This is a genomic window from Caldimicrobium thiodismutans, from assembly GCF_001548275.1.
Lineage (GTDB): Bacteria > Desulfobacterota > Thermodesulfobacteria > Thermodesulfobacteriales > Thermodesulfobacteriaceae > Caldimicrobium > Caldimicrobium thiodismutans.
Window position 1 is genome coordinate 507526 of the sequence record NZ_AP014945.1, and the last position, 20214, is coordinate 527739.

Below are 20214 nucleotides of genomic sequence, written 5' to 3' on the forward strand. Positions count from 1 at the left end.
CATGTCAGAAAAAATAGTTTTTTTTGAGACCAAGGATTGGGAAAAGGAAAAATTAATAGAATTTATTAAAAGAAGGCTTTTAAAGGAGTTTCCAGATTTAGAGATAGAATTTGTCTCATCCCCTTTAAGGGAAAGTAATGCTTCAAAATATAAGGATATTACAATTGCGGTTATTTATCTAAACTCACAGATCAATGAAAAGGTTATTAATGAGCTTTCTTCATTGAAATTTATTTCAACAAGAACAACAGGGGTGGATCACATTGATATACTTTGCTGTAAAAAAAGGGGGATTGAGGTTGCCAATGCCCCCTATTATGCCAGTATAACAGTCGCTGAACATACCTTTGCCCTGATCATGGCTTTAGCCAGGCACTTAAGGAAAAACTTTGAAAAGCTTGAAAGATTTGACTTTACCCGTGAAGGTTTGATTGGTCTTGATTTGTATGGAAAAACCCTCGGTGTAATTGGAACTGGAAATATTGGAAGTCATCTCTGTAGGATCGGTTTTGGGATAGGAATGAAGGTTATAGCTTATGATATTAATCCTTCACTAGAGCTCATTGATAAATATCAGGTTAGTTATGTCTCCCTTGATAATCTTTTACAGGAAGCTGATGTCATTACCCTTATGGTTCCTTATAATCCTAAGACCCATCATCTTATAAATATGTATAATATAAAACTGGTTAAGGAAAAGGCCATGTTAATCAATACTGCCAGAGGGCCAGTTGTAGATACACATGCCCTTATCTGGGCCATTGAAAACGGAAAACTCAGAGGCGGAATTGCCCTTGATGTCTTTGAAGGAGAGAGAATGCTTTTGGATGAATCCTATTTAAAAGAGGAAATACCTTCAGATATTGCTCAAAGGGCCTTATTAACTTTACATCTTCTTAAATATGAAAATGTAATACTTACTCCTCACATTGCCTATTATACTGAAGAGGCTATGGAAAGATTAATAGAAAGTGTTATAGATGAGCTGAGACACTATTTGAAATATAAATCCACTAAAAGTTCCTTTGAAAGTTTTTTTTAAATTAAAATCTCTTCAAGCCTTTGGAAGACCTCTTCAGGGGAGACATTTTTAAGACATTCATAATGCCCTTTTGGGCATTCCCTTTTAAAGCAAGGGCTACAGGGTAAATCCTTTTTTATAACAATTGCTTTTGGATTAAGTGGCCCTGTAAGGATTGGGTCCGTTGATCCAAAGATAGCAATCTGAGGGATTTTAAGAGCTGCTCCCAGATGCATAAGCCCTGAATCATTAGAAATCAAAGCCATGCTAAGGGTAAAGATTCCTGCAAGAATAGTAATTTCAGTTTTTCCACAAAGATTTATAGCATCTTTTAAGCCATGGCAGATGAAATCTCCATCTTGAATTTCCTTTGAGCCTCCAACTATAAGGACCTTTATTCCCTTTTTAATAATATTTTCCGCCAAGCTTTTGTAATATTCCACTGGCCATTTTTTAGCAGGCCCAAATGCAGCTCCAGGCGCCAGTAAAACCATCTTATTTTGATGGGGATTTATTCCAAGCCCTTTTAAAAAGGACTTAGCTTGGTTTATTTTTTCTTCTCTTAAATAGAGAATTAAATCTCTTTTTGACGCTGAATAACCCAATTTTTCAAGGAGATAGAGATATTTATCTCGCTGATGCATTCTTTTAGGAGGTGGAGGGACCTTCTTCGTAAGAAGAAGTCCTCGTGCATCTGTAGAAAATCCCATTCTCTCTTTAAGACCTGCTCTAAAAAAAAGCCAGGCAGAAGAAAAAGAATTGGTGAGAAGTAATCCCCTTTCTTTTTTATAAACCTTTAAATTCTGTAAATTCTGTAGATTCTTCTTAGAATCTTTGGAATAAAAAGGCAGAATTCTACAATTGGGAAAATCTTCAAAGAGATTGATAAAAGAGGCAGGCCCAAATAAAATCAATTCTTCCTGATCTTTTAGATTTTCGTAAACAGGAGAAGACATAAGGGCATCCCCAAGCCAATTAGGAAGGCGAATGAGCATAAAAAAGCCTCTTTATTATTAAAGTAGCATAGCTTCCTTTTTCAAGAAAAAACTTTATTTTATAGGTCTTGTCTGCCAGCTTTTCACAGGTTAAATCAATAGGAAAGATTATGGCTGGTCTGGGATAGGATTTAAAGATAAGGCCTTTAATAAAGCTTCTCAAGGCCTTAAAATCCTCTAAACCTTCTCTTTTAAAAATTTTAAGATAAAGGCTATAAAGAGGAATCTGAGGAGTATCCTGAACCTGCATTTTGGGGGAAGGATAGGGGATTTTAAGGTTTCTCAAGAGATCTAACTTTTCTTGGGAGAGGTCTTTATAAAAGTAAAGTTTCTCAAATAAAAAAGGTATGGCTATATCTGTAAGATCTAAATGAATTAAAACCTCTTTTAAAACTTCATTCCAGAGATAACTTTGATAAACATTTCCCAAGAAAAAGAGATATTCCCGATCAATAAGATGTAAAGCCCTTTTAAAGGTCCTCTGCGAGGGGTTATGGGAGGCCAAAAATTGTAAAAGATTTTTTTCCCAGTTGAGATTGGCAAAGGGAAGACATTCCTTCCATTTTCTCCAGTTTTTTTTAAGGCAGTCTCTCAATTTTCTGGAATAAGAAAATTCATCCGGGCTACTTAAAGCAAGTATTAGATAAAGGGCGGATTCAAAATTTCCTTTAATAATCTCTTTGACTGCAAATTTTTTACATTCCTTTACAGAGGAAAAGCGCTGTTCATCAAAGTAATTCGGGATACCATATCTTTTGATCTCTTCACTTCTTTTATAAAGTTCATTAGCTTCAATTTCAGCCTCTCTAACCACAATTTCAAAATTATTCCCCAAGAGATGGGTCTTTCCAAGGGGGGATATACTTTTACCAAGATAAGTTAGTTCCAGATCTTTTTTAATAAAATCTCCCTTGGGTCCATTTTTTATTGTTATATACTGAAAGGTAATTGCATTTTTATCCTTTAGACCTCCATAACCAAAGTATTTCAGAGGTAAATGCCATTTTTTGGCAATCTGACCTAAGGCATCCCAGGTGCTAAGATTTTTCTTCTTTAAAAGATAGAGGGAGTATTCTCCACTCTCGGAAGGGGTAAGACTGACTACTTCAGAGACAATAAAGTCTTCCGGGTAAACTTTTATTTTATAGGACACTCAATTACCGATTAAGAGCTTCCATAATGTTTTCAGGGATATCAAAATTAGCAAAAACCTGTTGCACATCATCAAGATCTTCCAAGGATTCCATAAGTTTGAGAAGACTTTGAGCTGTGCCTTCATCCTGAATGGGAACTAAATTCTTAGGAACCATGGTGACCTTAGCAGAAATAATTTCAATGCCAGCTTTCTCTAAGGCAGATTTAATGGTCTCAAAGTCTGTCGGGCTTGTGATGACCTCAATTTCACTCTCATACTCCTTAGTATCTTCAGCCCCATTTTCAATGGCAATCTCTAATACTTTTTCTTCCTCTTTTTTGGGAACAACAATCAACCCCTTTTGCTCAAAGATCCAGGCAACTGCCCCTGGCTCAGCTAAATTTCCCCCAAATTTACTAAAAAGATGCCTGATATCCGAGACAGTTCTTTTACGGTTATCTGTAATAGCATTGATTAAGACCGCAACCCCTCCTGGACCATATCCCTCAAAGACAACTTCTTCAAATTGAGTACCTTCCTCTTGACCAAGGGCCTTTTTTATAGCCCTTTCAATATTTTCTTTGGGCATATTAACTGCCCGGGCAGACTGAATAGCAGTCCTTAAGCGAGGATTCATTTCAGGGTCTCCGCTTCCCCCCTGTCTTACGGCAATTACAATTTCCCGGACAATTTTAGTAAAGACCTGGCCTCTTTTGGCATCCTGGGCAGCTTTTTTTCTCTTAATTTGTGCCCAATGAGAATGTCCAGCCATAAAATCTAACCCCTTGGAAAAACTTTTTCTAAAATATAATTAATTTTCCAGGGTTTGCAAGCCTGCATAAGTTTTTATTCTTTCAAGGTGCATAGGTTCATATCCTTAGAAGAAAAAGAAAGGGTGGTAAAAAAGCCCCATGTAGGGGTCTAAAATTTTAAACCTCTACTTAAGGAAAGATTTTGCAGATTATTTATCCTTTCTTTCCAAAGGGGAATGGGCATAGTGTCCATAGAGTCTCAAAAGATATGGACTTATACACACCTCTTGTCTTATTATAAAAATTTTTATATAATTTTTAAAAATGGAAGCAACCTACAAAGGGTATATTAGGGCTATTCATGGCCATATTATTGAAGCTTTCTTTCCAGAGAATATACCTCCTATTCGCTCTATATTATTTCATAAAAATGAAAAAACAGAACATCTCTTTGAAGTAGAGACTCATTTAGATCATCAAAGGGTGCTTGCTTTATCCCTTGGACATACAGAGGGATTGAAAAGAGGCCTACCCCTCTATACTTACAATAATCCCCTTTTATTCCCTGTGGGTGAAAGCCTTCTTGGAAGGGTCTTAAATTTTAAAGGAGACCCTCTTGATGGTAAGGCCCCTTTAAAGGAGGTCTCTTATATATCTATTTATAAACCTCAACAAGATTATTTTGAAAGTATAGCTATAAAAGGAATTATGGAAATTGGGATAAAGATTATTGATCTTCTCTCCCCTTTTCCTCAAGGTGGGAAAGTAGGTCTATTTGGTGGAGCAGGCGTTGGGAAAACTGTTCTTCTCATGGAATTTATCTATAAAATAGCCAGATACTACCAGGGGGTTTCGGTCTTTTGTGGAGTTGGGGAGAGAATGAGGGAGGGCCATGAACTTATTGTTGAAATGGATAATCTTGGAGTCCTTGACAAATCAGTGATCATTCTTGGGCAGATGCAAGAGGCCCCGGGGATACGCTTTCGCACTCCTCTTTCTGCAATAACTGTTGCAGAATACTTCAGAGATTCTGGAAGAGATGTCCTCTTCATAGTAGATAATATTTACCGATTTGTGCAGGCAGGCTGTGAGGTCTCAATGCTCCTTGGAAGGTTCCCCTCAAGAGTTGGATATCAACCTACTTTGGCTTTAGAGATGGCAGAAATTCAAGATCGTTTAATTTCAACTGAGAAAGGAAATATAACCTCTGTTCAGGCCATCTATGTCCCAGCAGACGATATAACCGATCCAGGGTGTGCAAGCGTTTTTCCTTACTTAGATACTGTAGTTATGCTCTCAAGAAGTATGGCTTCTCAGGGGCTCTATCCAGCAGTAGATCCCTTAGGATCTTCATCGAAGCTTTTGAATCCTGAGATTATAGGAGAAAGGCATTATCAAATAGCTTTGGAGGTTAGAGAACATTTTGCCCGCTACAGAGAGCTTAAGGATATAATTGCCCTCATGGGAATTGAGGAACTCTCCCATCAAGATAGGTTAATTGTAAAAAGAGCCAGAAGGTTAGAGAGATTTTTAACTCAACCATTTTTTACTATGGAGGAATTTACAGGAAGGTCCGGGGTGCATGTGCCTTTAGAGGAGACCCTCAAGGGCTGTGAAATCATTCTTTCAGGAAAAATGGACAAATTTCCAGAAGAGGCCTTTTATATGCGTGGTGGTATAGAGGAAATCCTATGAGGACCTTTAAGTTACAAATTATTACCCTTAAGGGCAGAGAGGAAAAAGAGATTATCCATCTTAAACTCAGGGATGAAAGCGGATTTTTTGGAATAATGGCTGGACATATTGATTTTTTGACCATTGTTGAACCTGGCATAGGAGAGTATCTTGACCATAAAAATCAAAAATTTTTTATAGCAACTGATAGTGGCTTTTTCTTTTTTCGTTCTGGGATAGCCACTCTCGCAGTATATGAATTTTTTGAGGGTACCTCTCCTGAAGAGCTCTCAGCCCTTATTGCTGAACAGATTAGAAAAAGAAAAATTGCCGAAGCTCGTTACAGAAAACTGATAACAGAAATCGAAGAGACCTTTATTAAAAGAGCCCTTGAAATTTATAGAATCTAAAGTATGCCTGAAAAACTGGAAGATCTTTTGAAAAGAGTTGAAAAATCTAAAAAACAAAGGAAAAAAGAGCTAAATTTTTGGCATTTTCTTTACAAATTTAGCTTTATTGGGCTTTTAGTGCTTTTACCTCTCCTTAGTTCCGCCTTTTTGGGAAATCTGTTTATCAAAAAATATTCACTACCTTCTTATTTTTTCCTTTTCTTTATCCTTGCGGGGCTCCTCTTAAGCTTTTACAACCTATGGTATCTTTTCTGGAGGAAAAAAAGTGATTAAAAGCTGGGGAATTTTTCCAGAGGAGCTTATTATTGGTCCTGTAGAAATAAGAGATACTGTTTTAATAACTTGGTCTGTAATGTTTATTCTTATAGGGTTTTCTGTCCTTTTAAGAAGAAAACTCTCCCTTTATCAACCCAGCCGATGGCAATTACTTTTAGAGGCTTTGATGGAAGGAGCCGAAAAACTTTGTCAAGATATCCTGAAAAAAGATTACCTTAGGGCTTTGCCCTTTCTTTTAACCCTCTGGCTCTTTATAGGAACCTGTAATCTCATTGGAATTATTCCTGGTTTTTATCCCCCAACCTCAGATCTGAGTACCCCTCTTGCCTTTGCCTTTTCAGCCTTTCTAATGAGACATTTTTTAGGAATCCAAATCAAAGGTTTTAAAGGATATTTAGCACATTTTTTTAAACCTTTTTTTCTTTTTCCCCTCCATTTATTAGCTGAATTAACCAGAAGCTTAGCCCTTGCAGTAAGGCTTTTTGGAAATATCTTAAGTGGAGAAATCGTTGCCCTAATTTTGCTTGGAATTGCAGGACTAATTCTCCCCATCCCCTTCATCTTTCTCCATTTAATTCTTGGGGTTCTTCAGGCTTATCTTTTTGGAATCCTGAGTCTCGCATTTCTTTCTCAAGCTATAGAAGACAATCAAAATAAGGAGGAGATATAGAATGGAAACGAAAGGCTTAATTGTGCTGGCATCCATTATTGTGGTAGCTTTGATGATGGCCCTTGGATCTTATGCTCCTGCCAGGGCTCTTGGACAATCCATTCAGAGCGCCCTTGAGGCCATTTCCAGACAGCCTGAGGCCTCTTCTCAAATCACCCGAACCTTTATCATAGGTATAGCCATAATTGAATCCATTGTGATTTATCTATTCGTAATTGCCCTTATTTTACTTTTTGCCAATCCCCTGCTTGATTATCTAAAATAGACCAACCATGGAAATAAAGGGATTTCATTTCTTTACCTTTTTATTTCAAGTTATTAATTTTTTTATCCTTCTTTTGATTTTATCTCGCCTACTTTACCGCCCTTTAAAAAATTTTATGGAAAAAAGGCAAGCTGAGCTCTCAAAATGTTTTTTTGATGCAGAGAACCTAAAAAAGGAGGCTATGAAGCTTGCCTTGACTTATGAAGAAAAACTCAAAGATCTGGAAAGTAAAAAAGAAGAAATTATAGAAAACAAGCTAAAAGAAGCTGAGGAAGAGGCACAAAAAATCATAGAAGGGGCTAAAAGAGAGGCTGAGAAGATTTTTGAGAAAGAGAGGGCGCTATTACAAAGAGAAATTGAAAAATCTGAAAACATCCTCAGAGAAAAAACCCTGGCACTTCTTATGGATTTTCTTGAAAAATTTTTAAAAGAACTCCCTTTAGAGGATTTGCATCAAATTCTTTCAGAAAGGGCTTTGAAAACTCTACCTCAGGAATTTGAAAAATTGAATCTATTTTTTGATCCAAATAAACCTTGTTCTGTTGAGATAGTTTCTGCCTTTTCTCTGTCCCAGGTAAAGGATAAAGTTCAGACTATTCTTGAAGAGAAGCTTCAAAGAAAAAGTGAAATCTTTATCATCAATGACCCATCTCTTCTTGCAGGATTTAAAATAAAAATTGAGGGTTATATCATTGATTTCTCTTTACAAGGGCAGCTGAATAAAATTAGAAAGTCTCTGGAGTAGTTACTTGCTTGAAGATAGACTTGAGGCCTTTTTTCAAAAATTATACTCTAAATTAAAAGAGTATTCCTTTGAGCCCTATCTTGAAGAGGAAGGAACAGCGGTCTCTGTAGGAGATGATATCGTCTTTTTGAGGGGTTTACCGAATGCTACACTTTTTGAGCTTGTTGTCTTTGAGAGAGAGGATACAGGGCTTATTTTTGACCTTGATGTAGAAACCGCAGGAGTTGTTCTTTTACAAAAAAGGGGGGGTATTAAAGCCGGAGATAAGGCCTATCGCACTGGAAGAATGGTTTCTGTTCCCGTAGGAGAGTTTATCCTTGGCAAGGTATTAGATGGATTGGGTAGTCCTCTGGAAGAAGAGTTTTCGAGGAAGATAGAAATTTATTATCCTGTGGAAAGGGAAGCCCCACCTCTCCTCCATAGAGACTTTGTAAGAGAACCATTATATACAGGTATTACAGTCATTGATGCTCTAATACCAATTGGAAGAGGACAAAGGGAGTTAATCCTTGGAGACCCAGCTACAGGGAAAACTGCCTTAGCTGTTGACACTGTTGTTAATCAGAAAAAAAGTGATGTTATTTCTATATATGTCTCTATCGGACAAAAGCGGGAGCACATACAAAGAGTTTATCAATTTATTGCCAATTATGGAGACCTCTCTAAAACCATTTTTCTTAAAGTTGAGGCTGGTGAACCCTTAGGTCTTCAATATCTTGCACCTTATACCGCTACAGCAATAGCTGAATTCCTTAGGGACAAAGGAAAAAGTGTTCTAATTATTTATGATGACCTAACTAAACATGCCAGTAGCTATAGATCTTTAAGTCTTTTACTTAAAAGACCACCAGGCCGAGAGGCCTTTCCAGGTGACATCTTTTATTTACATTCTCGTCTTCTTGAAAGGGCAGGAAAACTTAAGGACGAGCTTGGAGGTGGCTCTATCACTGCTTTGCCTATAGTGGAAACTCAGCAGGGAAATATTTCAGCCTTTATTCCTACTAATTTAATCTCCATTACCGATGGCCAGATTTACTTAGATGTTGAGCTTTTTAACAAAAATATTAGGCCTGCTGTGGATGTAGGAAAATCCGTATCCCGCATTGGAGGTAAGGCTCAAGTCCCTATTATGAAAGAAGTGGCAGGTAAATTAAAAATAGAGTATGCCCAGTTTCTGGAAAAAGAAATATTTACCAAATTTGGCATGAAATTAGAAGAGGAGACCCTTAAACTCATTCAGAGGGGACACCGATATAGAGAAATCTTTAAACAAAAACCTCTTCACCCTCGCTCTCTTGAAGAGCATATTCTACATTTAATGCTCGTAGATACAGGAGTGCTTGATGAAGTCCCCCTTGAAAAAGTTACAGAGATTTCTTCAACTCTGATAAAAAAGTTGCAAGAAAGCCTACCTGAAATTACAAAAAACATTAAAACCCTTGGCAGGCTTACAACAAAAGAAAGGGAAATTATCAAAAAATTCTTTAGCAATCTCTTTCAAGAACTCTATGCTGGCCAAAGAGATTGAGAAAAAGATTTTAACCTATCGCTCTATTCTTGAAATTATAAACGCCATGAAAGCCTTTGCCGGGGTAAATTATCGCAAGTGCGAAGAAAGAATCCATTCCTTAAGGACCTTTGAAAAATCCCTTTATGAAGGCCTTGGTATCCTTTTAAGTTTTTTTCCCGAACTAAAGATTTTAGAATCTGAAAAAAATACAAGATTGATTATTGCCTTTGGATCAGATCAGGGGCTCTGCGGAGCATACAATTATAGAATTGCCGAAGAGCTCTCTTACCATATTAAAGAAAAGGATCTCTTAGTTATAATAGGAAGAAAACTCCAGGAAAGCATAATAGATTTCCATTTAAAAGCCGATCTTCCTTTAAGAGCAAGCGTTTCTGTTGAAGGCATAAGGGAATCTCTTGAAGAGATCTTTGAACATATCCTTAAATATTTAAAAAAATCTGGGCTTATGGATATTTATTTATGTTTTACCACTATTACAGAAAAACAAAGTATTATTCATTTTGAAAGGATTTTGCCCCCTGATTTAAAAAAAATTCAAGAGATCCCAACCCTTTCCCATCCACCTTTGCTTTATCTAAAACCTCAGATACTCTTTAATAAGTTTCTTGAGGAAATTATTTTTATAGGGCTCTATAGGGCCTATTTAGAAGCTCTAAGAAGTGAGGCCTACTTCAGGATTAAAAGCATGGAGACCGCATCTACCAATATTGAAAAAAAAATAACTGAACTTCAGATTGCTAAACATTATCAAAGACAAGAAGAAATAACCTCTGAAATCATTGAAATTCTTATTGGAAGCAAACTTTAGTATTCTGAAAACTCATAAGAAAAAAAGTATTGAAAAAAAAATATAGATAATTAAATAAAGTAATATAAAAATATTGATTCCCTTGAAAGGATAAAAGGAATAGCTTTGAAGAAGAATAAAAGGCAGAAGTAACCAAAAAAAGACGAGTTGAGGTGGTAAAAATTTAAGCATCTCCTGGGCACCCACAAAAAACCAGGGCCCTCTGGCTATTAATCCCTGAAAAGGCTTAAGGGGAAACTGTATAAAAAAAACCGGGATAATCACACCCAAAAAATAAAAAATCCTCTCCCAGCGAAGAAGAGCTTTTATTTTAATATGCCAGATAAAAAGCCCAAAAATAAGAAAAAAACTAAGAAAAATATGCCAGTGATAGACTCTACTTAATCCTATCTGAGAAATAGCTAAAAATATCCTGTTAATCCACTCTCCTAAAAAGGGTAAACTTAGAAGTAGGTTTTCAGCAATATTTCCAGCTAACTCACCAACCTCATCTCCTCTTAATAGATAACCGGTAAAGGTAATAAATAAAAGAATAAAAAAGGAAAGAACTAAAAAAAACCAGGCAATTTTGCCTTTTAGTAGGTAAAATTTTTTGTAAATACTTTCTAAAAGGTGTAAAAAAAGGGAAATTAGGGCAATCTGGGAAGAAAAATAGTGTATATTTCTAAGCAAACAACCCAGAGGAACTTGAGCCTCAAGTTGTAAAACACTTAAAAGAGGTTGATTATAAAAATAATGGAAGCTTAAAAACATACCTGAGATGGCAGAAACCAAAAGAGAAGCTGAGCTAAGAAAGGCAAGGGGAAGATAGACTGGCCCTTTAAGTAAGCTCAACCTCTAAGCCCTCATCTTTGAGCTTGGATGGAATTTTTCTCAAATCCTTTTTAGCAGGACCCTCAAGAAATTTACCCTGTAAAGTAAATTTACTTTGATGACAGGGACAAACAATTAATTCCCTCTCCGGGTCAAAGTTAAGCTTACAACCTAAATGGGGACACCTCCGAGAAAAACTTAGATAACCTATTTCTTTTTTAACCAGAATAAAATCCTCTCCAAGATATAATGTTTTTATCTTCTCAAGGTCAGACTTAGATAGAAAAATTTTTTTGGGAGCTGGCCTTGAGAGATAGGCTAAATTTTGAAGTCCCAGGAAACCAAAAAAACCTATTGAGAAAAAGCCTAAAAATTTCAAAAAGTCTCTCCTTTTCAAGGTCTCTCCTCCTGAAAAGCTGGGGCAAGTTCCTTCAAAGCCTTTTTAATAAGATTTTCAAGGGTATCTTCCTCTTCAAAGACCCTAAAAAGGGTTTCTTCAACCTCTTTACTCTGAAAACCTAAATTTACTAAACAGGCTTTGGCTTCCAGAAGAATTCTTTCTTTTTCTAAGGGTATAGTAAAACCCTTCCGCGTAATTTTTCCAAAAAGACCCTTTAATTCAAGAAAAAGCCTTTCAGCTCTTTTTTCCCCTATACCAGGAACTCGTGCTAAGTCCTTAATTCGTCTTTCCTCAATAACCTTTCTGAGTTCTTCGGGACTAAAGACTGAAAGAAGATTTAAGGCAAGCTTAGGCCCCACCTTAGAAAGATTATTGAGTTTTATAAATAGCTCTCTTTCTTCTTGATTTAAGAAACCATAAAGCTCGGGATATTCATTTTTTCTAAGCAGAAGAACCACAAAAACCTCAATCTCTTTTCCTAAAAAATTCTGACGGAGGATCTCAGCCAGGCTAAAGGGCATATAGATCTCCCAGAAAAAAACCGCACTTTCAAGAATAAGCCGATTAGGTGAAAAAACTTCCTTAACTATTCCTCTAATTTTATAAAACAAGGGCTTCTCCTTTATAAAAGATTTAAATCCAGAGCTAAAACAAGGGCCATAGCAAGGGCATCTGTGGTATGTTCATCTTTGATTTTAGCATCAAACTCTTTTCCTATAAAGGCCTTTAAAAAATTCTTAACCTCTGCCTTGGTAGCCTTTCCATCCCCACATAAATACTTCTTCCAAAAAGAGGGGTTGTAGTATCTTATAGGTATAGACTCTTCTTCAGCAATTATTAATACAATAGCTTGTGCCTGGAATACTTTTGCTGTTGAATGGGGGTTTATCTTAGGAATAGGCTCCTCTACAACCAGAAATTCTGGCCTTTCACTCTTAAGTAGTTTTTTAAAGGCTTGATATAAAAAAAATAAGCGTTGAGAGAGAGACTGTTTAGGAGGAGCCTTTATGGTTTCTGCCTTGATTAAATTGAGTTTTTTTTCCTTCACCTCCAAAAGGACACATCCAAGATTCAAAAGCCCGGGGTCAACTCCTAAAATTTTCATAGGGATAACTTCATTCCATCATAAGCAGAAAGAACTTTAAGATTTAGTTCAGAACTTAATTCACGGGCAACTCGGAAGGGATTTGCCTTAAGCATGGTCATTCCAAAGTGAGTAAGAACAGTAATCTCAGGTTGAAGTTCCATTAAAAGTAGCTTAACATCAGGAATGGATAGATGTAAAACCCCTTCCTTGGGCTGATAGCGAACCGTATTTATAATAAGATAAGAAACTCCTTTGAACTCCTCTAAAAGTCCATCAAAATAAGCGGTATCTGTAATTAACCCAAGTTTTTTATTTTTATCCACTTCAAAGATAAAACCAAAAGTTTCTGCAGAATGTAATAACTTTCTCGTGGTATGGAAAACAAAAGATTCTGCATGATAGGTATTTTTTTCTGAGAGGATTACAAGCTCTTTCAAAGCCTCCTTTAAATAGGGTAAAAGTAATCCTTCCAGCAAAATCTCCTCTGGCAAAAAGACTTTTCCTCTTTTTTTAAAACCACCCTCTGTTATTGCATCTACAAGGATATTTAGATCCGCAGAGTGATCAAGATGTTTATGTGAAACAAGGAGAGATTTAATCTTTTCAGGATAAAGTTTATATTTAGCAAGATATACAAGGGTTCCAGGGCCAGGATCAATCAACAAATAGTCTCTGTCATTTCTAAATAAAAGTCCGGCCGAAGCCCTTAACTGTTTAGCTACCACATATCTTGCCCCAGCTGTTCCAAGAAAAAGGATTTCAAACATTAAACTGATTATAAATTATTCTTTGCGAATGAAAAGATAAAGAAAGGGGGCAGAAAGCCCCCTAAGTAGGAACAAACTATTTTTTACCTTTTACTATTCCTTTGGTAAATCTTCCACCCACTAAAGCAGGATCTTCAGGATAGCCAAGGGCCTTCCAATCGAGTCTCTTTTTAAAGTGACAATCATTGCAGGTCAAGGCATTTTCCTTGGGAGCAACTTCGTGCTTAGCTGCTATATAATAAGCAGTTTTAATGAAATCAAATTTTCCGCTATAAGGTAACCCGGATTCCTTTGAACCAAGCTGTAAGGCCTTTTCCCAGTTATAATCACTCCACAGAGATTGCCAAACTCTGAAGACTAAGAGGTGTTTATATTGGATATCATAGGGCTGTTTACCGGTGTGCACCTTAAAAGGATAAATTTTGGCCTTAGGATCTTTTATTGAACCGAGAGGTTTATTTAATATAACACTTTTAGCAGGATCTACCTTGTCTCCCATCATATATCTTTCAAATTTACCATTATACCACATATAAGTTGGAATAACATTTTCTCCCCATTTGAAGAGACCTTTATGCTTAGCAAAAACCTCACGACCAAATTCTTTTTTCTCTTCTAAATCTTTCATATCTTTACCTACATAGCTCCAATCCCAATCAAGCTTTGTAGCAATTCCACCTCTGGCTATAGCAGGTATATGACAGGTTTCACAGGCCACTGATTTTAAATGTTTCTTTATCATTTGTCCTGAAGGAGAATTGTCATGCACGGACTCATCATGGCAATCACTACAAGATACTCTTTCTGTAAAAGTAGCCAACATACTTGAAGCGCCAGCAATTTTGTGATTCTTCGCTTTATGGCAATCCTGACAGGTCATATCAGCGCCACCCATATGAACATCAATTTCGCGAGGAATTTTTCCTCCCATTTTACTATAAAGACCTCCATGCTTTACATTATCACCGCCACCACCTGCAAAATGACACCATCCACAGTTAAATCTCTGGGGTTTACCAATTTGTGTAGCTGCCTTAGTCAGAGCAGCTGGATCAACCTTTCCACCTGGCTTTTTATTTTTGAAATATTCTTTATCTTGTGTATGACAGACTAAGCAATCAATATCATTAGGATTACACTCTAAACATTTTGCATATTCTGATACATACCCTGCATGACATCTACCACAAAAAGCAAAATTTCCTCCCATAGGATTCACACAAAAATTATTAAACATATTAATTTTTCCCCATTCTTTCTTTGCATTGGCTGGATTTTGGAATTTTCCTATGAGATTTGGATTTCCCTTCCATTTCCAGTGTGATGTCTGCATAAAGTCTTTGGCCTGTTTTTCGTGACACTGAAGACAAAGCTTGGTAACCTCTTGCCCGCTTGTAAAGTTGCCCTTTACAACCTGCGAGTGATCAAAAGAAGCCTCAGCTTTCGTATAGCTTGAAAAAGAAATAAGGGAAAAAGCAAAAAGACTAATCAAAACTCCCTTTTTTCTCATAATTTAACCCCCTCCTGCAATTTTTTATAAAAATGATATTGATTTGTTTTTTTTAAGTCAAATTTTAAAAATTTTAACTTATACCAGAAAAAGAAAATATTAAAAATTTTTGCTTTAAAATTTTTTCATAATCTTAAATTTCCGTTTAAAATCTTAATAAAGTCTTTATAAGTTTTTTTATCTAAGTTCCCCACCTTCCAAGAAACAGGAAGAGTAATAAAAAGAAACTGAAAAATTAAAAGGTTTGCCTGAGCCTGTCTATAGCAGACAGAGGTTCAAGTTTTTAAATTTCCTACAATTCATTAAAAAAGATTGCATAGCGGGAGTTGAAAAAGGCAGTTTAAGTCTCAAAAGATATGGACGCATACACGGTATTGACAAATTTTTAGAAATATGTTACTTACTTTTGTAAGTAAGTGCTTACTTAATTATTTATGGTAATGGATACTAAAGAGCGGATTTTGGAGGCAGCCTTACTTCTCTTTTCAGAGAAGGGCTATCTTGGGGCAACTACAAAAGAAATATCAAGAACTGCTAAAATCTCTGAGGTCACTCTTTTCCGCCATTTTCAAACTAAGGAAAATCTTTTTATAAATGTTATTGAACATTATTCCTTTCTTCCAAAATTGAAAGAACTTTTACCAGAGCTTAAAGATTATCCTCTTGAAGACTCGTTAAAGACCCTTGCCAGAACCTTTCTTGAGAGCCTAAGGATAAAAAAAGCCCTAATTCGCATTATGCTCTCGGAATTTCCCAGATATCCCGAAATTATTAAAAAATCTTATCAAAAAACTATAGAAAATATTCATAATGAACTCTCTCAATATTTTCAAAAAATACAAAAAAAGGGTCTTATTAAAGAGACTCTTTCTTCCTATCTTCTATCTCAGGCCTTTTTGGGACTTTTTTTCTCCTATTTTCATGCCAAGGAAATCAAAGGGCTTAATTTTAGAGAAAGTCTTGCTGATGATGAAATCATAGAACATTATGTAGAAATTTTTCTAAAGGGTATAAAAAAAGAATCCCCTTTAAAAGAGACCTGATATACTTTATGAAAAAGACCCAGATTGAACTTAAAGTGGCACATAAAAGAGAAGCTCTTTATCAATATGTAAAAACCGTTAAAAATGCATTTTTGAGATAAGAGCTGCCCTGACAGAACTTGAAAGCATTGAGATGAAACTTAAAGAAAAAGAAAGGGTGGAAAAAGGGGAGAGGTGAAAGGAAAAGTATTAGAAAAAAATCTCTTTAGTCTCAAAAGATATAGACGCCTACAAGGGCTTTTAAATCTATACATATCATTTATAATAAAAACTTAATGAGTCTTATCAAGCTTGAAGACCTTACTAAGATCTATCCCCCTTATTATAAAGCCCTTCATAAGATTTCCTTAGAAATACAGAAAAATGCTTTTTTACTAATTACTGGCCCAACAGGAGCTGGAAAAACCACCTTATTAAAGCTTATCTATGCTCAGGAAAAACCAACTGAAGGTGAACTTTACTGGGAAGGAGTTCCTTACTCCGAACTCAGGTATAAAGATATAATAGGCATTAGAAAAAATATTGGTATTGTCTTTCAAGATCACAAGCTCTTTTCAGAACTTTCTCTCTATGAAAACTTAGAGATAGCTTTAGCCCTTGCCAGAAAAAAAGTGAAAAAGATTAAATTTTTCATTTATGAGTGGCTTGAAAGATTTAATTTAGCCCACAAAGCCAAAAAAAAGGTTAAGGAACTCTCAGGAGGAGAACAGCAAAAACTGGGAATTCTTAGAGCTATTATTAAAGACCCTTCTATTTTGATCCTGGATGAACCAACAGGAAATCTTGATCCCTTTAGTATTGGAGAGGTCATTGATCTTCTCATAGCTTTGCATAAAGAAGGGAAAACCATTTTACTTTCCACCCATGACCCTACTATAATTGCCAAAAGACCAGGTCAGATAATTATGCTAAATCGTGGAGAACTTGTTAAAGATGTGGACATCTATTGGTAAACTTGAAATTAAGAAAGGGCTTTTTTATTATTTACTTTTGTATCTGTTTTTCTTTTTTTGGTCAACATTTACGCTTTTTGCCCTATTTTTTTACACTAATATTAATCATATTTCAGACAATTTTAATAAAAAAAGAGGCTTTTCAATACTATTTTATCCACAGGGAAATTTAAAAACTTTTGAAGATATAAAAGGAATTTTAACTAATTTGAACTATATAAAGAAATACCAAGTTATTCCACCGAGAGAGCTTTTAGCAAGCCTTGAAATTAACCTTCCTAAGGAACTTTTGGATGAAAAAGATCTCTATAATTTTCTTCCTTACTTAATACGAATAGATCTTATTTCACCGGATAAATCTTCTCAATTAAAAATGGATCTTCAAATGTATGAAAAAATGTTTAATATAACATTTGAATTTATATCTGAACCTCATTTAAAAAGTTTATACTTTTGGCAATATTCTAATATTGTAATATTAGCCTTCATTTTTCTTTGGAATTTATTTTATTTATTATTTTTTTATTTTCTAATTAAAACTCTTAATAGTCATTTAAAGGAACATAATGAAATTTTTCAATTTTTAGGTGGAAGTATTTTCAATCTTTTGGTTATTCGTTTTGCTATTTTAGTTTTTCCCTTAATTCTTTTACTTATTTTATCTTTTCTTTTTTATTTTTATATTTTATCTAAATTAATCTACTACTTTCCTGTCCTTAAAATCTTTCCAAACCTTAATAATATTTTTGAACTATCTTTTTTTGCTATATATCTTTTCTTTTTAATTTTTATTTATCCTATTTACCTTTTAATTCTATCTTTAAGAAAAATATGAAATTTCCTTTTTTTATTTTACTAATCTTTTTGCCCTGCTATCTTTTTGCCCAAACTAATATTGAAAATCAAATAAAAATCTTAGAAATTAAGCTTTACAATATAAATCAGGAATTAAAAATAAAGGAAGTAAAATTAAAAAAAATAAAACAAACTTATCTTTTAACTTTAATTAAAGCTAATATTATAAAAGAAAATCTGATCTTTCTTGATGAAGAAAGTAAATATTATAAAAATATGGAAAATTATGAACTTCTTATAAAAATTCATGAAAATATTATAAAAAGATTAAAAGACGAAATTAAAATGTTTCAAGAGCAAAAAAAACAGTATAAAGTTGAATTAGAAGAAAACAAAAAAGTTAAAGAAACTTATTATAGGGAACAAATTAAAGTAGCTTTAAATTCAGAAAAAAAATCAATCAAAGAACACCATATTAAACCAGATACTGAAGATATTAGAAAAACCTCATTTCTTTTTGATCCAATTACAGAAAAAAGTATATCTACAGGCAAATTTAAAAGGCATGTTCAACCCGGAACCCCTATTAAAGCTCCAATCTCCGGGATAGTAAAAAAAATAAGCTTTCTTAACAATTCCCTAACTTTAACTCTTGAAAACAAGCAGTGTTTTGCTTTTATATCGGGTTTCAGTATAATTAAGGTAAATCTTGGTGAAGAAGTGCGAGCCAAACAAGTTCTTGGAGAGGCCTCCTACTCTGAGGAGGCAGAAAATCTCTACTTTGAAATCTTTTGCAAGTAGGTGCTAATCAAATAAATTTTTAATAACCTTCTTTTCAAAATATGAAAAAAGTTTTCCAGGTAGATAGAGAGCGCATCCCAGAATCCAATCCTCATCTCTTATAATTACATATCCAGGTGCAAGATCAAGTTCTATATCTATTTTTTGCCTTTCCTGAAGAAGTTTTAATTGTTCTTGATTTAGTTGAATTATATTTTTAGTAGCGTATTTACCAAAGCGTTGTAAAAAGGTTGAGGTAGGTTTTAAATAATCTGAAACCTTACGAAGAAACAATAATCCAACAACCTCAGGAGTAAGTTTTTTTAAAGAAAGTAAGTGAGTAGTTTTAGGAAAAAGCCAGAAAGTAGAGGATCCCTTTAAAATCACAAAATCTGCAAAAATCTCCTCATTGAAACCAAATCTTTCCTTTAAAAAAGATATAATCTCCTTTTTTTCTTCAAGGCTTATCTCATCCGGAAAAGCTTTTTTAGTCATATAGGCCCTCTTATTACTTAAATTACTTTAAAGGTAACCTATTTAGTTAATTTTGACAACCCTCTGTATGCCTCCATATCCTTAAAGATTTATGAAGATTTTTTCCCATACCTATTCCCCTCTCGAAACAAAGGATAAAAAACTGCCAAAATTAACTGGAAAGCACAAAGTCATTTAAAACTTATGCTCTCACCTGTGCATTGATTTTTATTCGGCTAAACCTATATTTTAAAATAAGCTAATATTGAAGGAGGGGTTTTTGTATGGCAAAAGATTACTATACAGTTCTTGGTGTCCCCCGAAATGCAACTCAAGAGGAGATAAAAAAGGCTTACCGCAAACTGGCTATGAAATATCACCCTGACAAAAATAAGGGTAACAAAGAGGCGGAGGAAAAGTTTAAGGAAATAAATGAGGCTTATGCGGTGCTTTCTGATCCTGAAAAAAGGAAAATTTATGACCTTTATGGCTCTTCAGAATTTGAAAGACGCTACACCCAGGAGGATATTTTTAAAGATTTTGATTTTGAAAGCACCTTAAGAGACATCGGCATAGATCTTTCAAGTTTCTTCAGAAGATCAAAGGGGGGCAAAGGAAAGGTTTTTACCTTTAACCTTGGAGATCTTTTTAACAACTTATTTGGCACCTCCTTTGGAGAAGAGAGTTATTCTCCCTTTGGTGAAGTATTTGAAACCTATCAGGTGGATTTACCTTTGACCCTGGAAGAAGTCATAAAAGGTGGGGAAAAGGAGGTTTTTCTACCTGATACCTATGAAACAATAAAGATAAAACTTCCTCAAAATATCAGGGAGGGCAGTATTCTTAAAGTTAAAAAGAAAACAGGAAATAAAATTAGAGAATATCACTTGAGGGTGCGTCTTCTCACCCCAGAGGGTATAAAAATTGATAACTCCGATCTTTATATTGAAAAAGAAATCCCTGTGACAACCTTTTTCTTAGGTGGCGAGGTTGAAATTACAACTCCAGAAGGTAAACGCATAAAGGCCAAAGTGCCTGCTATGACTAAACCCGGGGCTAAACTTAGATTAAAGGGGCTGGGTCTACCAAAAACCGGGGTCTCAAGAGGCGATTTATTTGTAGTATTACAACCCTCTATTCCAAAAAGAATAAACCCTGACCAAAGGGAACTTCTTGAAAAACTCAGGGCTTTAGGTCTATAAATTTCTAAATGCTTCTTCAGAAATGTGAAATTTTAAAATTCATCCTGCATAAGTTCATATCCTTACAAGAAAAAGGAAGTGGGGTAAAAGGGGAATTAGATAATCTAT

The 20214-nt window shown here is 35.0% G+C and carries 24 protein-coding genes; 14 read left to right on the plus strand and 10 right to left on the minus strand.

Translation table 11 applies throughout. The features are described from left to right. Position 1: 1 nt before the first annotated feature. Positions 2-1042, plus strand: coding sequence for an NAD(P)-dependent oxidoreductase (locus tag THC_RS02505; protein ID WP_068512874.1), 1041 nt, complete (start codon positions 2-4; stop codon positions 1040-1042). Here THC_RS02505 and waaF read toward each other — a convergent pair. The 3 genes from waaF to THC_RS02520 are packed head-to-tail and all read right to left on the minus strand — an operon-like array spanning position 1039 to position 3923. Continuing rightward, entirely contained in the window at positions 1039-2016 is a 978-nt protein-coding gene (gene waaF / locus THC_RS02510; RefSeq protein ID WP_068512876.1) for a lipopolysaccharide heptosyltransferase II, read from the minus strand. The two genes, THC_RS02505 and waaF, sit on opposite strands and share 4 nt — an antisense overlap. Continuing rightward, positions 1997-3169 carry a tRNA pseudouridine(13) synthase TruD gene (gene truD, locus THC_RS02515; RefSeq protein ID WP_068512878.1) on the minus strand — a complete coding sequence of 391 codons (1173 nt, stop codon included), beginning with the start codon at positions 3167-3169 and terminating at the stop codon, positions 1997-1999. The genes waaF and truD overlap by 20 nt, the downstream gene beginning before the upstream one ends. Positions 3170-3173: 4 nt before the next feature. After that, positions 3174-3923 (minus strand): YebC/PmpR family DNA-binding transcriptional regulator, encoded by a 750-nt coding sequence (locus tag THC_RS02520; protein ID WP_068512880.1) that lies wholly within the window; start codon positions 3921-3923, stop codon positions 3174-3176. Positions 3924-4227: 304 nt separating this feature from the next. Between THC_RS02520 and atpD the strand changes: the two genes are divergently transcribed. The 8 genes from atpD to THC_RS02560 are packed head-to-tail and all read left to right on the plus strand — an operon-like array spanning position 4228 to position 10282. After that, entirely contained in the window at positions 4228-5598 is a 1371-nt protein-coding gene (atpD, locus tag THC_RS02525) for a F0F1 ATP synthase subunit beta (RefSeq protein WP_068512883.1), read from the plus strand. After that, positions 5595-5987 (plus strand): hypothetical protein, encoded by a 393-nt coding sequence (locus THC_RS02530; RefSeq protein ID WP_068512886.1) that lies wholly within the window; start codon positions 5595-5597, stop codon positions 5985-5987. The genes atpD and THC_RS02530 overlap by 4 nt, the downstream gene beginning before the upstream one ends. A gap of 3 nt (positions 5988-5990) precedes the next feature. After that, positions 5991-6260, plus strand: a complete 270-nt coding sequence (locus THC_RS09745) for an AtpZ/AtpI family protein (protein WP_068512888.1) — start codon at positions 5991-5993, stop codon at positions 6258-6260. Further along, positions 6253-6933: a F0F1 ATP synthase subunit A gene (atpB, locus tag THC_RS02540; RefSeq protein WP_082706246.1), complete on the plus strand. Its 681-nt coding sequence runs from the start codon at positions 6253-6255 to the stop codon at positions 6931-6933. The genes THC_RS09745 and atpB overlap by 8 nt, the downstream gene beginning before the upstream one ends. A 1-nt stretch (position 6934) precedes the next feature. Beyond that, positions 6935-7198, plus strand: a complete 264-nt coding sequence (gene atpE, locus THC_RS02545; RefSeq protein WP_068512893.1) for an ATP synthase F0 subunit C — start codon at positions 6935-6937, stop codon at positions 7196-7198. Positions 7199-7205: 7 nt separating this feature from the next. Then, entirely contained in the window at positions 7206-7943 is a 738-nt protein-coding gene (locus THC_RS02550) for a F0F1 ATP synthase subunit delta (RefSeq protein ID WP_068512896.1), read from the plus strand. 4 nt (positions 7944-7947) lie between these two features. Then, positions 7948-9471, plus strand: a complete 1524-nt coding sequence (locus THC_RS02555) for a F0F1 ATP synthase subunit alpha (RefSeq protein ID WP_068512898.1) — start codon at positions 7948-7950, stop codon at positions 9469-9471. Further along, positions 9452-10282, plus strand: coding sequence for a F0F1 ATP synthase subunit gamma (locus THC_RS02560; RefSeq protein WP_068512902.1), 831 nt, complete (start codon positions 9452-9454; stop codon positions 10280-10282). Before THC_RS02555 ends, THC_RS02560 begins: the two co-directional genes overlap by 20 nt. A gap of 12 nt (positions 10283-10294) precedes the next feature. Here the strand turns inward: THC_RS02560 and THC_RS02565 are convergent, their stop codons facing one another. The 6 genes from THC_RS02565 to THC_RS02590 all read right to left on the minus strand — a co-directional run bounded on the left by THC_RS02565 (position 10295) and on the right by THC_RS02590 (position 14859). Continuing rightward, on the minus strand, positions 10295-11116 hold the full coding sequence (locus THC_RS02565; protein ID WP_068512905.1) for a cytochrome b N-terminal domain-containing protein: 822 nt from the start codon (positions 11114-11116) through the stop codon (positions 10295-10297). Then, positions 11103-11492 carry a QcrA and Rieske domain-containing protein gene (locus THC_RS02570; RefSeq protein ID WP_068512908.1) on the minus strand — a complete coding sequence of 130 codons (390 nt, stop codon included), beginning with the start codon at positions 11490-11492 and terminating at the stop codon, positions 11103-11105. Before THC_RS02570 ends, THC_RS02565 begins: the two co-directional genes overlap by 14 nt. Next, positions 11489-12106, minus strand: a complete 618-nt coding sequence (gene ruvA / locus THC_RS02575; RefSeq protein WP_068512910.1) for a Holliday junction branch migration protein RuvA — start codon at positions 12104-12106, stop codon at positions 11489-11491. Before ruvA ends, THC_RS02570 begins: the two co-directional genes overlap by 4 nt. 11 nt (positions 12107-12117) lie before the next feature. Beyond that, a complete protein-coding gene (locus tag THC_RS02580) occupies positions 12118-12600 on the minus strand; it encodes a crossover junction endodeoxyribonuclease RuvC (protein WP_068512913.1) in 483 nt (160 codons plus the stop codon). Next, on the minus strand, positions 12597-13349 hold the full coding sequence (locus THC_RS02585) for an MBL fold metallo-hydrolase (protein WP_068512916.1): 753 nt from the start codon (positions 13347-13349) through the stop codon (positions 12597-12599). Before THC_RS02585 ends, THC_RS02580 begins: the two co-directional genes overlap by 4 nt. A 76-nt stretch (positions 13350-13425) precedes the next feature. Beyond that, positions 13426-14859 carry a tetrathionate reductase family octaheme c-type cytochrome gene (locus THC_RS02590; RefSeq protein ID WP_068512919.1) on the minus strand — a complete coding sequence of 478 codons (1434 nt, stop codon included), beginning with the start codon at positions 14857-14859 and terminating at the stop codon, positions 13426-13428. Positions 14860-15299: 440 nt separating this feature from the next. On the opposite strand from THC_RS02590, the gene THC_RS02595 reads away from it, so the two are divergent. From THC_RS02595 to THC_RS02610, 4 genes are all read left to right on the plus strand, one after another. Continuing rightward, entirely contained in the window at positions 15300-15902 is a 603-nt protein-coding gene (locus tag THC_RS02595) for a TetR/AcrR family transcriptional regulator (RefSeq protein ID WP_231938371.1), read from the plus strand. 275 nt (positions 15903-16177) lie between these two features. Next, positions 16178-16855, plus strand: coding sequence for a cell division ATP-binding protein FtsE (locus tag THC_RS02600; RefSeq protein WP_068512924.1), 678 nt, complete (start codon positions 16178-16180; stop codon positions 16853-16855). Between the two features lie 208 nt (positions 16856-17063). Beyond that, positions 17064-17690 (plus strand): hypothetical protein, encoded by a 627-nt coding sequence (locus THC_RS02605; RefSeq protein WP_148638806.1) that lies wholly within the window; start codon positions 17064-17066, stop codon positions 17688-17690. Then, complete coding sequence (locus THC_RS02610; RefSeq protein WP_068512930.1) at positions 17687-18451, plus strand: M23 family metallopeptidase; 765 nt, start codon at positions 17687-17689, stop codon at positions 18449-18451. Before THC_RS02605 ends, THC_RS02610 begins: the two co-directional genes overlap by 4 nt. A 3-nt stretch (positions 18452-18454) precedes the next feature. Here THC_RS02610 and THC_RS02615 read toward each other — a convergent pair whose 3' ends face one another. Continuing rightward, positions 18455-18925 carry a hypothetical protein gene (locus tag THC_RS02615; protein ID WP_068512933.1) on the minus strand — a complete coding sequence of 157 codons (471 nt, stop codon included), beginning with the start codon at positions 18923-18925 and terminating at the stop codon, positions 18455-18457. A 263-nt stretch (positions 18926-19188) separates the two neighbouring features. Here THC_RS02615 and THC_RS09670 point away from each other — a divergent pair, with 263 nt between their 5' ends. Then, positions 19189-20106 (plus strand): DnaJ domain-containing protein, encoded by a 918-nt coding sequence (locus tag THC_RS09670; protein WP_068512935.1) that lies wholly within the window; start codon positions 19189-19191, stop codon positions 20104-20106. Positions 20107-20214 lie beyond the last annotated feature (108 nt).

Bases quoted from the DNA above. Each gene is read 5' to 3' on its own strand.
- THC_RS02505 (WP_068512874.1), top strand. From the start codon at position 2: ATGTCAGAAAAAATAGTTTTTTTTGAGACCAAGGATTGGGAAAAGGAA.
- waaF (WP_068512876.1), bottom strand. From the start codon at position 2,016: ATGCTCATTCGCCTTCCTAATTGGCTTGGGGATGCCCTTATGTCTTCT.
- THC_RS02520 (WP_068512880.1), bottom strand. From the start codon at position 3,923: ATGGCTGGACATTCTCATTGGGCACAAATTAAGAGAAAAAAAGCTGCC.
- atpD (WP_068512883.1), top strand. From the start codon at position 4,228: ATGGAAGCAACCTACAAAGGGTATATTAGGGCTATTCATGGCCATATT.
- THC_RS02530 (WP_068512886.1), top strand. From the start codon at position 5,595: ATGAGGACCTTTAAGTTACAAATTATTACCCTTAAGGGCAGAGAGGAA.
- THC_RS09745 (WP_068512888.1), top strand. From the start codon at position 5,991: ATGCCTGAAAAACTGGAAGATCTTTTGAAAAGAGTTGAAAAATCTAAA.
- atpE (WP_068512893.1), top strand. From the start codon at position 6,935: ATGGAAACGAAAGGCTTAATTGTGCTGGCATCCATTATTGTGGTAGCT.
- THC_RS02550 (WP_068512896.1), top strand. From the start codon at position 7,206: ATGGAAATAAAGGGATTTCATTTCTTTACCTTTTTATTTCAAGTTATT.
- THC_RS02560 (WP_068512902.1), top strand. From the start codon at position 9,452: ATGCTGGCCAAAGAGATTGAGAAAAAGATTTTAACCTATCGCTCTATT.
- THC_RS02580 (WP_068512913.1), bottom strand. From the start codon at position 12,600: ATGAAAATTTTAGGAGTTGACCCCGGGCTTTTGAATCTTGGATGTGTC.
- THC_RS02585 (WP_068512916.1), bottom strand. From the start codon at position 13,349: ATGTTTGAAATCCTTTTTCTTGGAACAGCTGGGGCAAGATATGTGGTA.
- THC_RS02590 (WP_068512919.1), bottom strand. From the start codon at position 14,859: ATGAGAAAAAAGGGAGTTTTGATTAGTCTTTTTGCTTTTTCCCTTATT.
- THC_RS02595 (WP_231938371.1), top strand. From the start codon at position 15,300: ATGGATACTAAAGAGCGGATTTTGGAGGCAGCCTTACTTCTCTTTTCA.
- THC_RS02600 (WP_068512924.1), top strand. From the start codon at position 16,178: ATGAGTCTTATCAAGCTTGAAGACCTTACTAAGATCTATCCCCCTTAT.
- THC_RS02610 (WP_068512930.1), top strand. From the start codon at position 17,687: ATGAAATTTCCTTTTTTTATTTTACTAATCTTTTTGCCCTGCTATCTT.
- THC_RS02615 (WP_068512933.1), bottom strand. From the start codon at position 18,925: ATGACTAAAAAAGCTTTTCCGGATGAGATAAGCCTTGAAGAAAAAAAG.
- THC_RS09670 (WP_068512935.1), top strand. From the start codon at position 19,189: ATGGCAAAAGATTACTATACAGTTCTTGGTGTCCCCCGAAATGCAACT.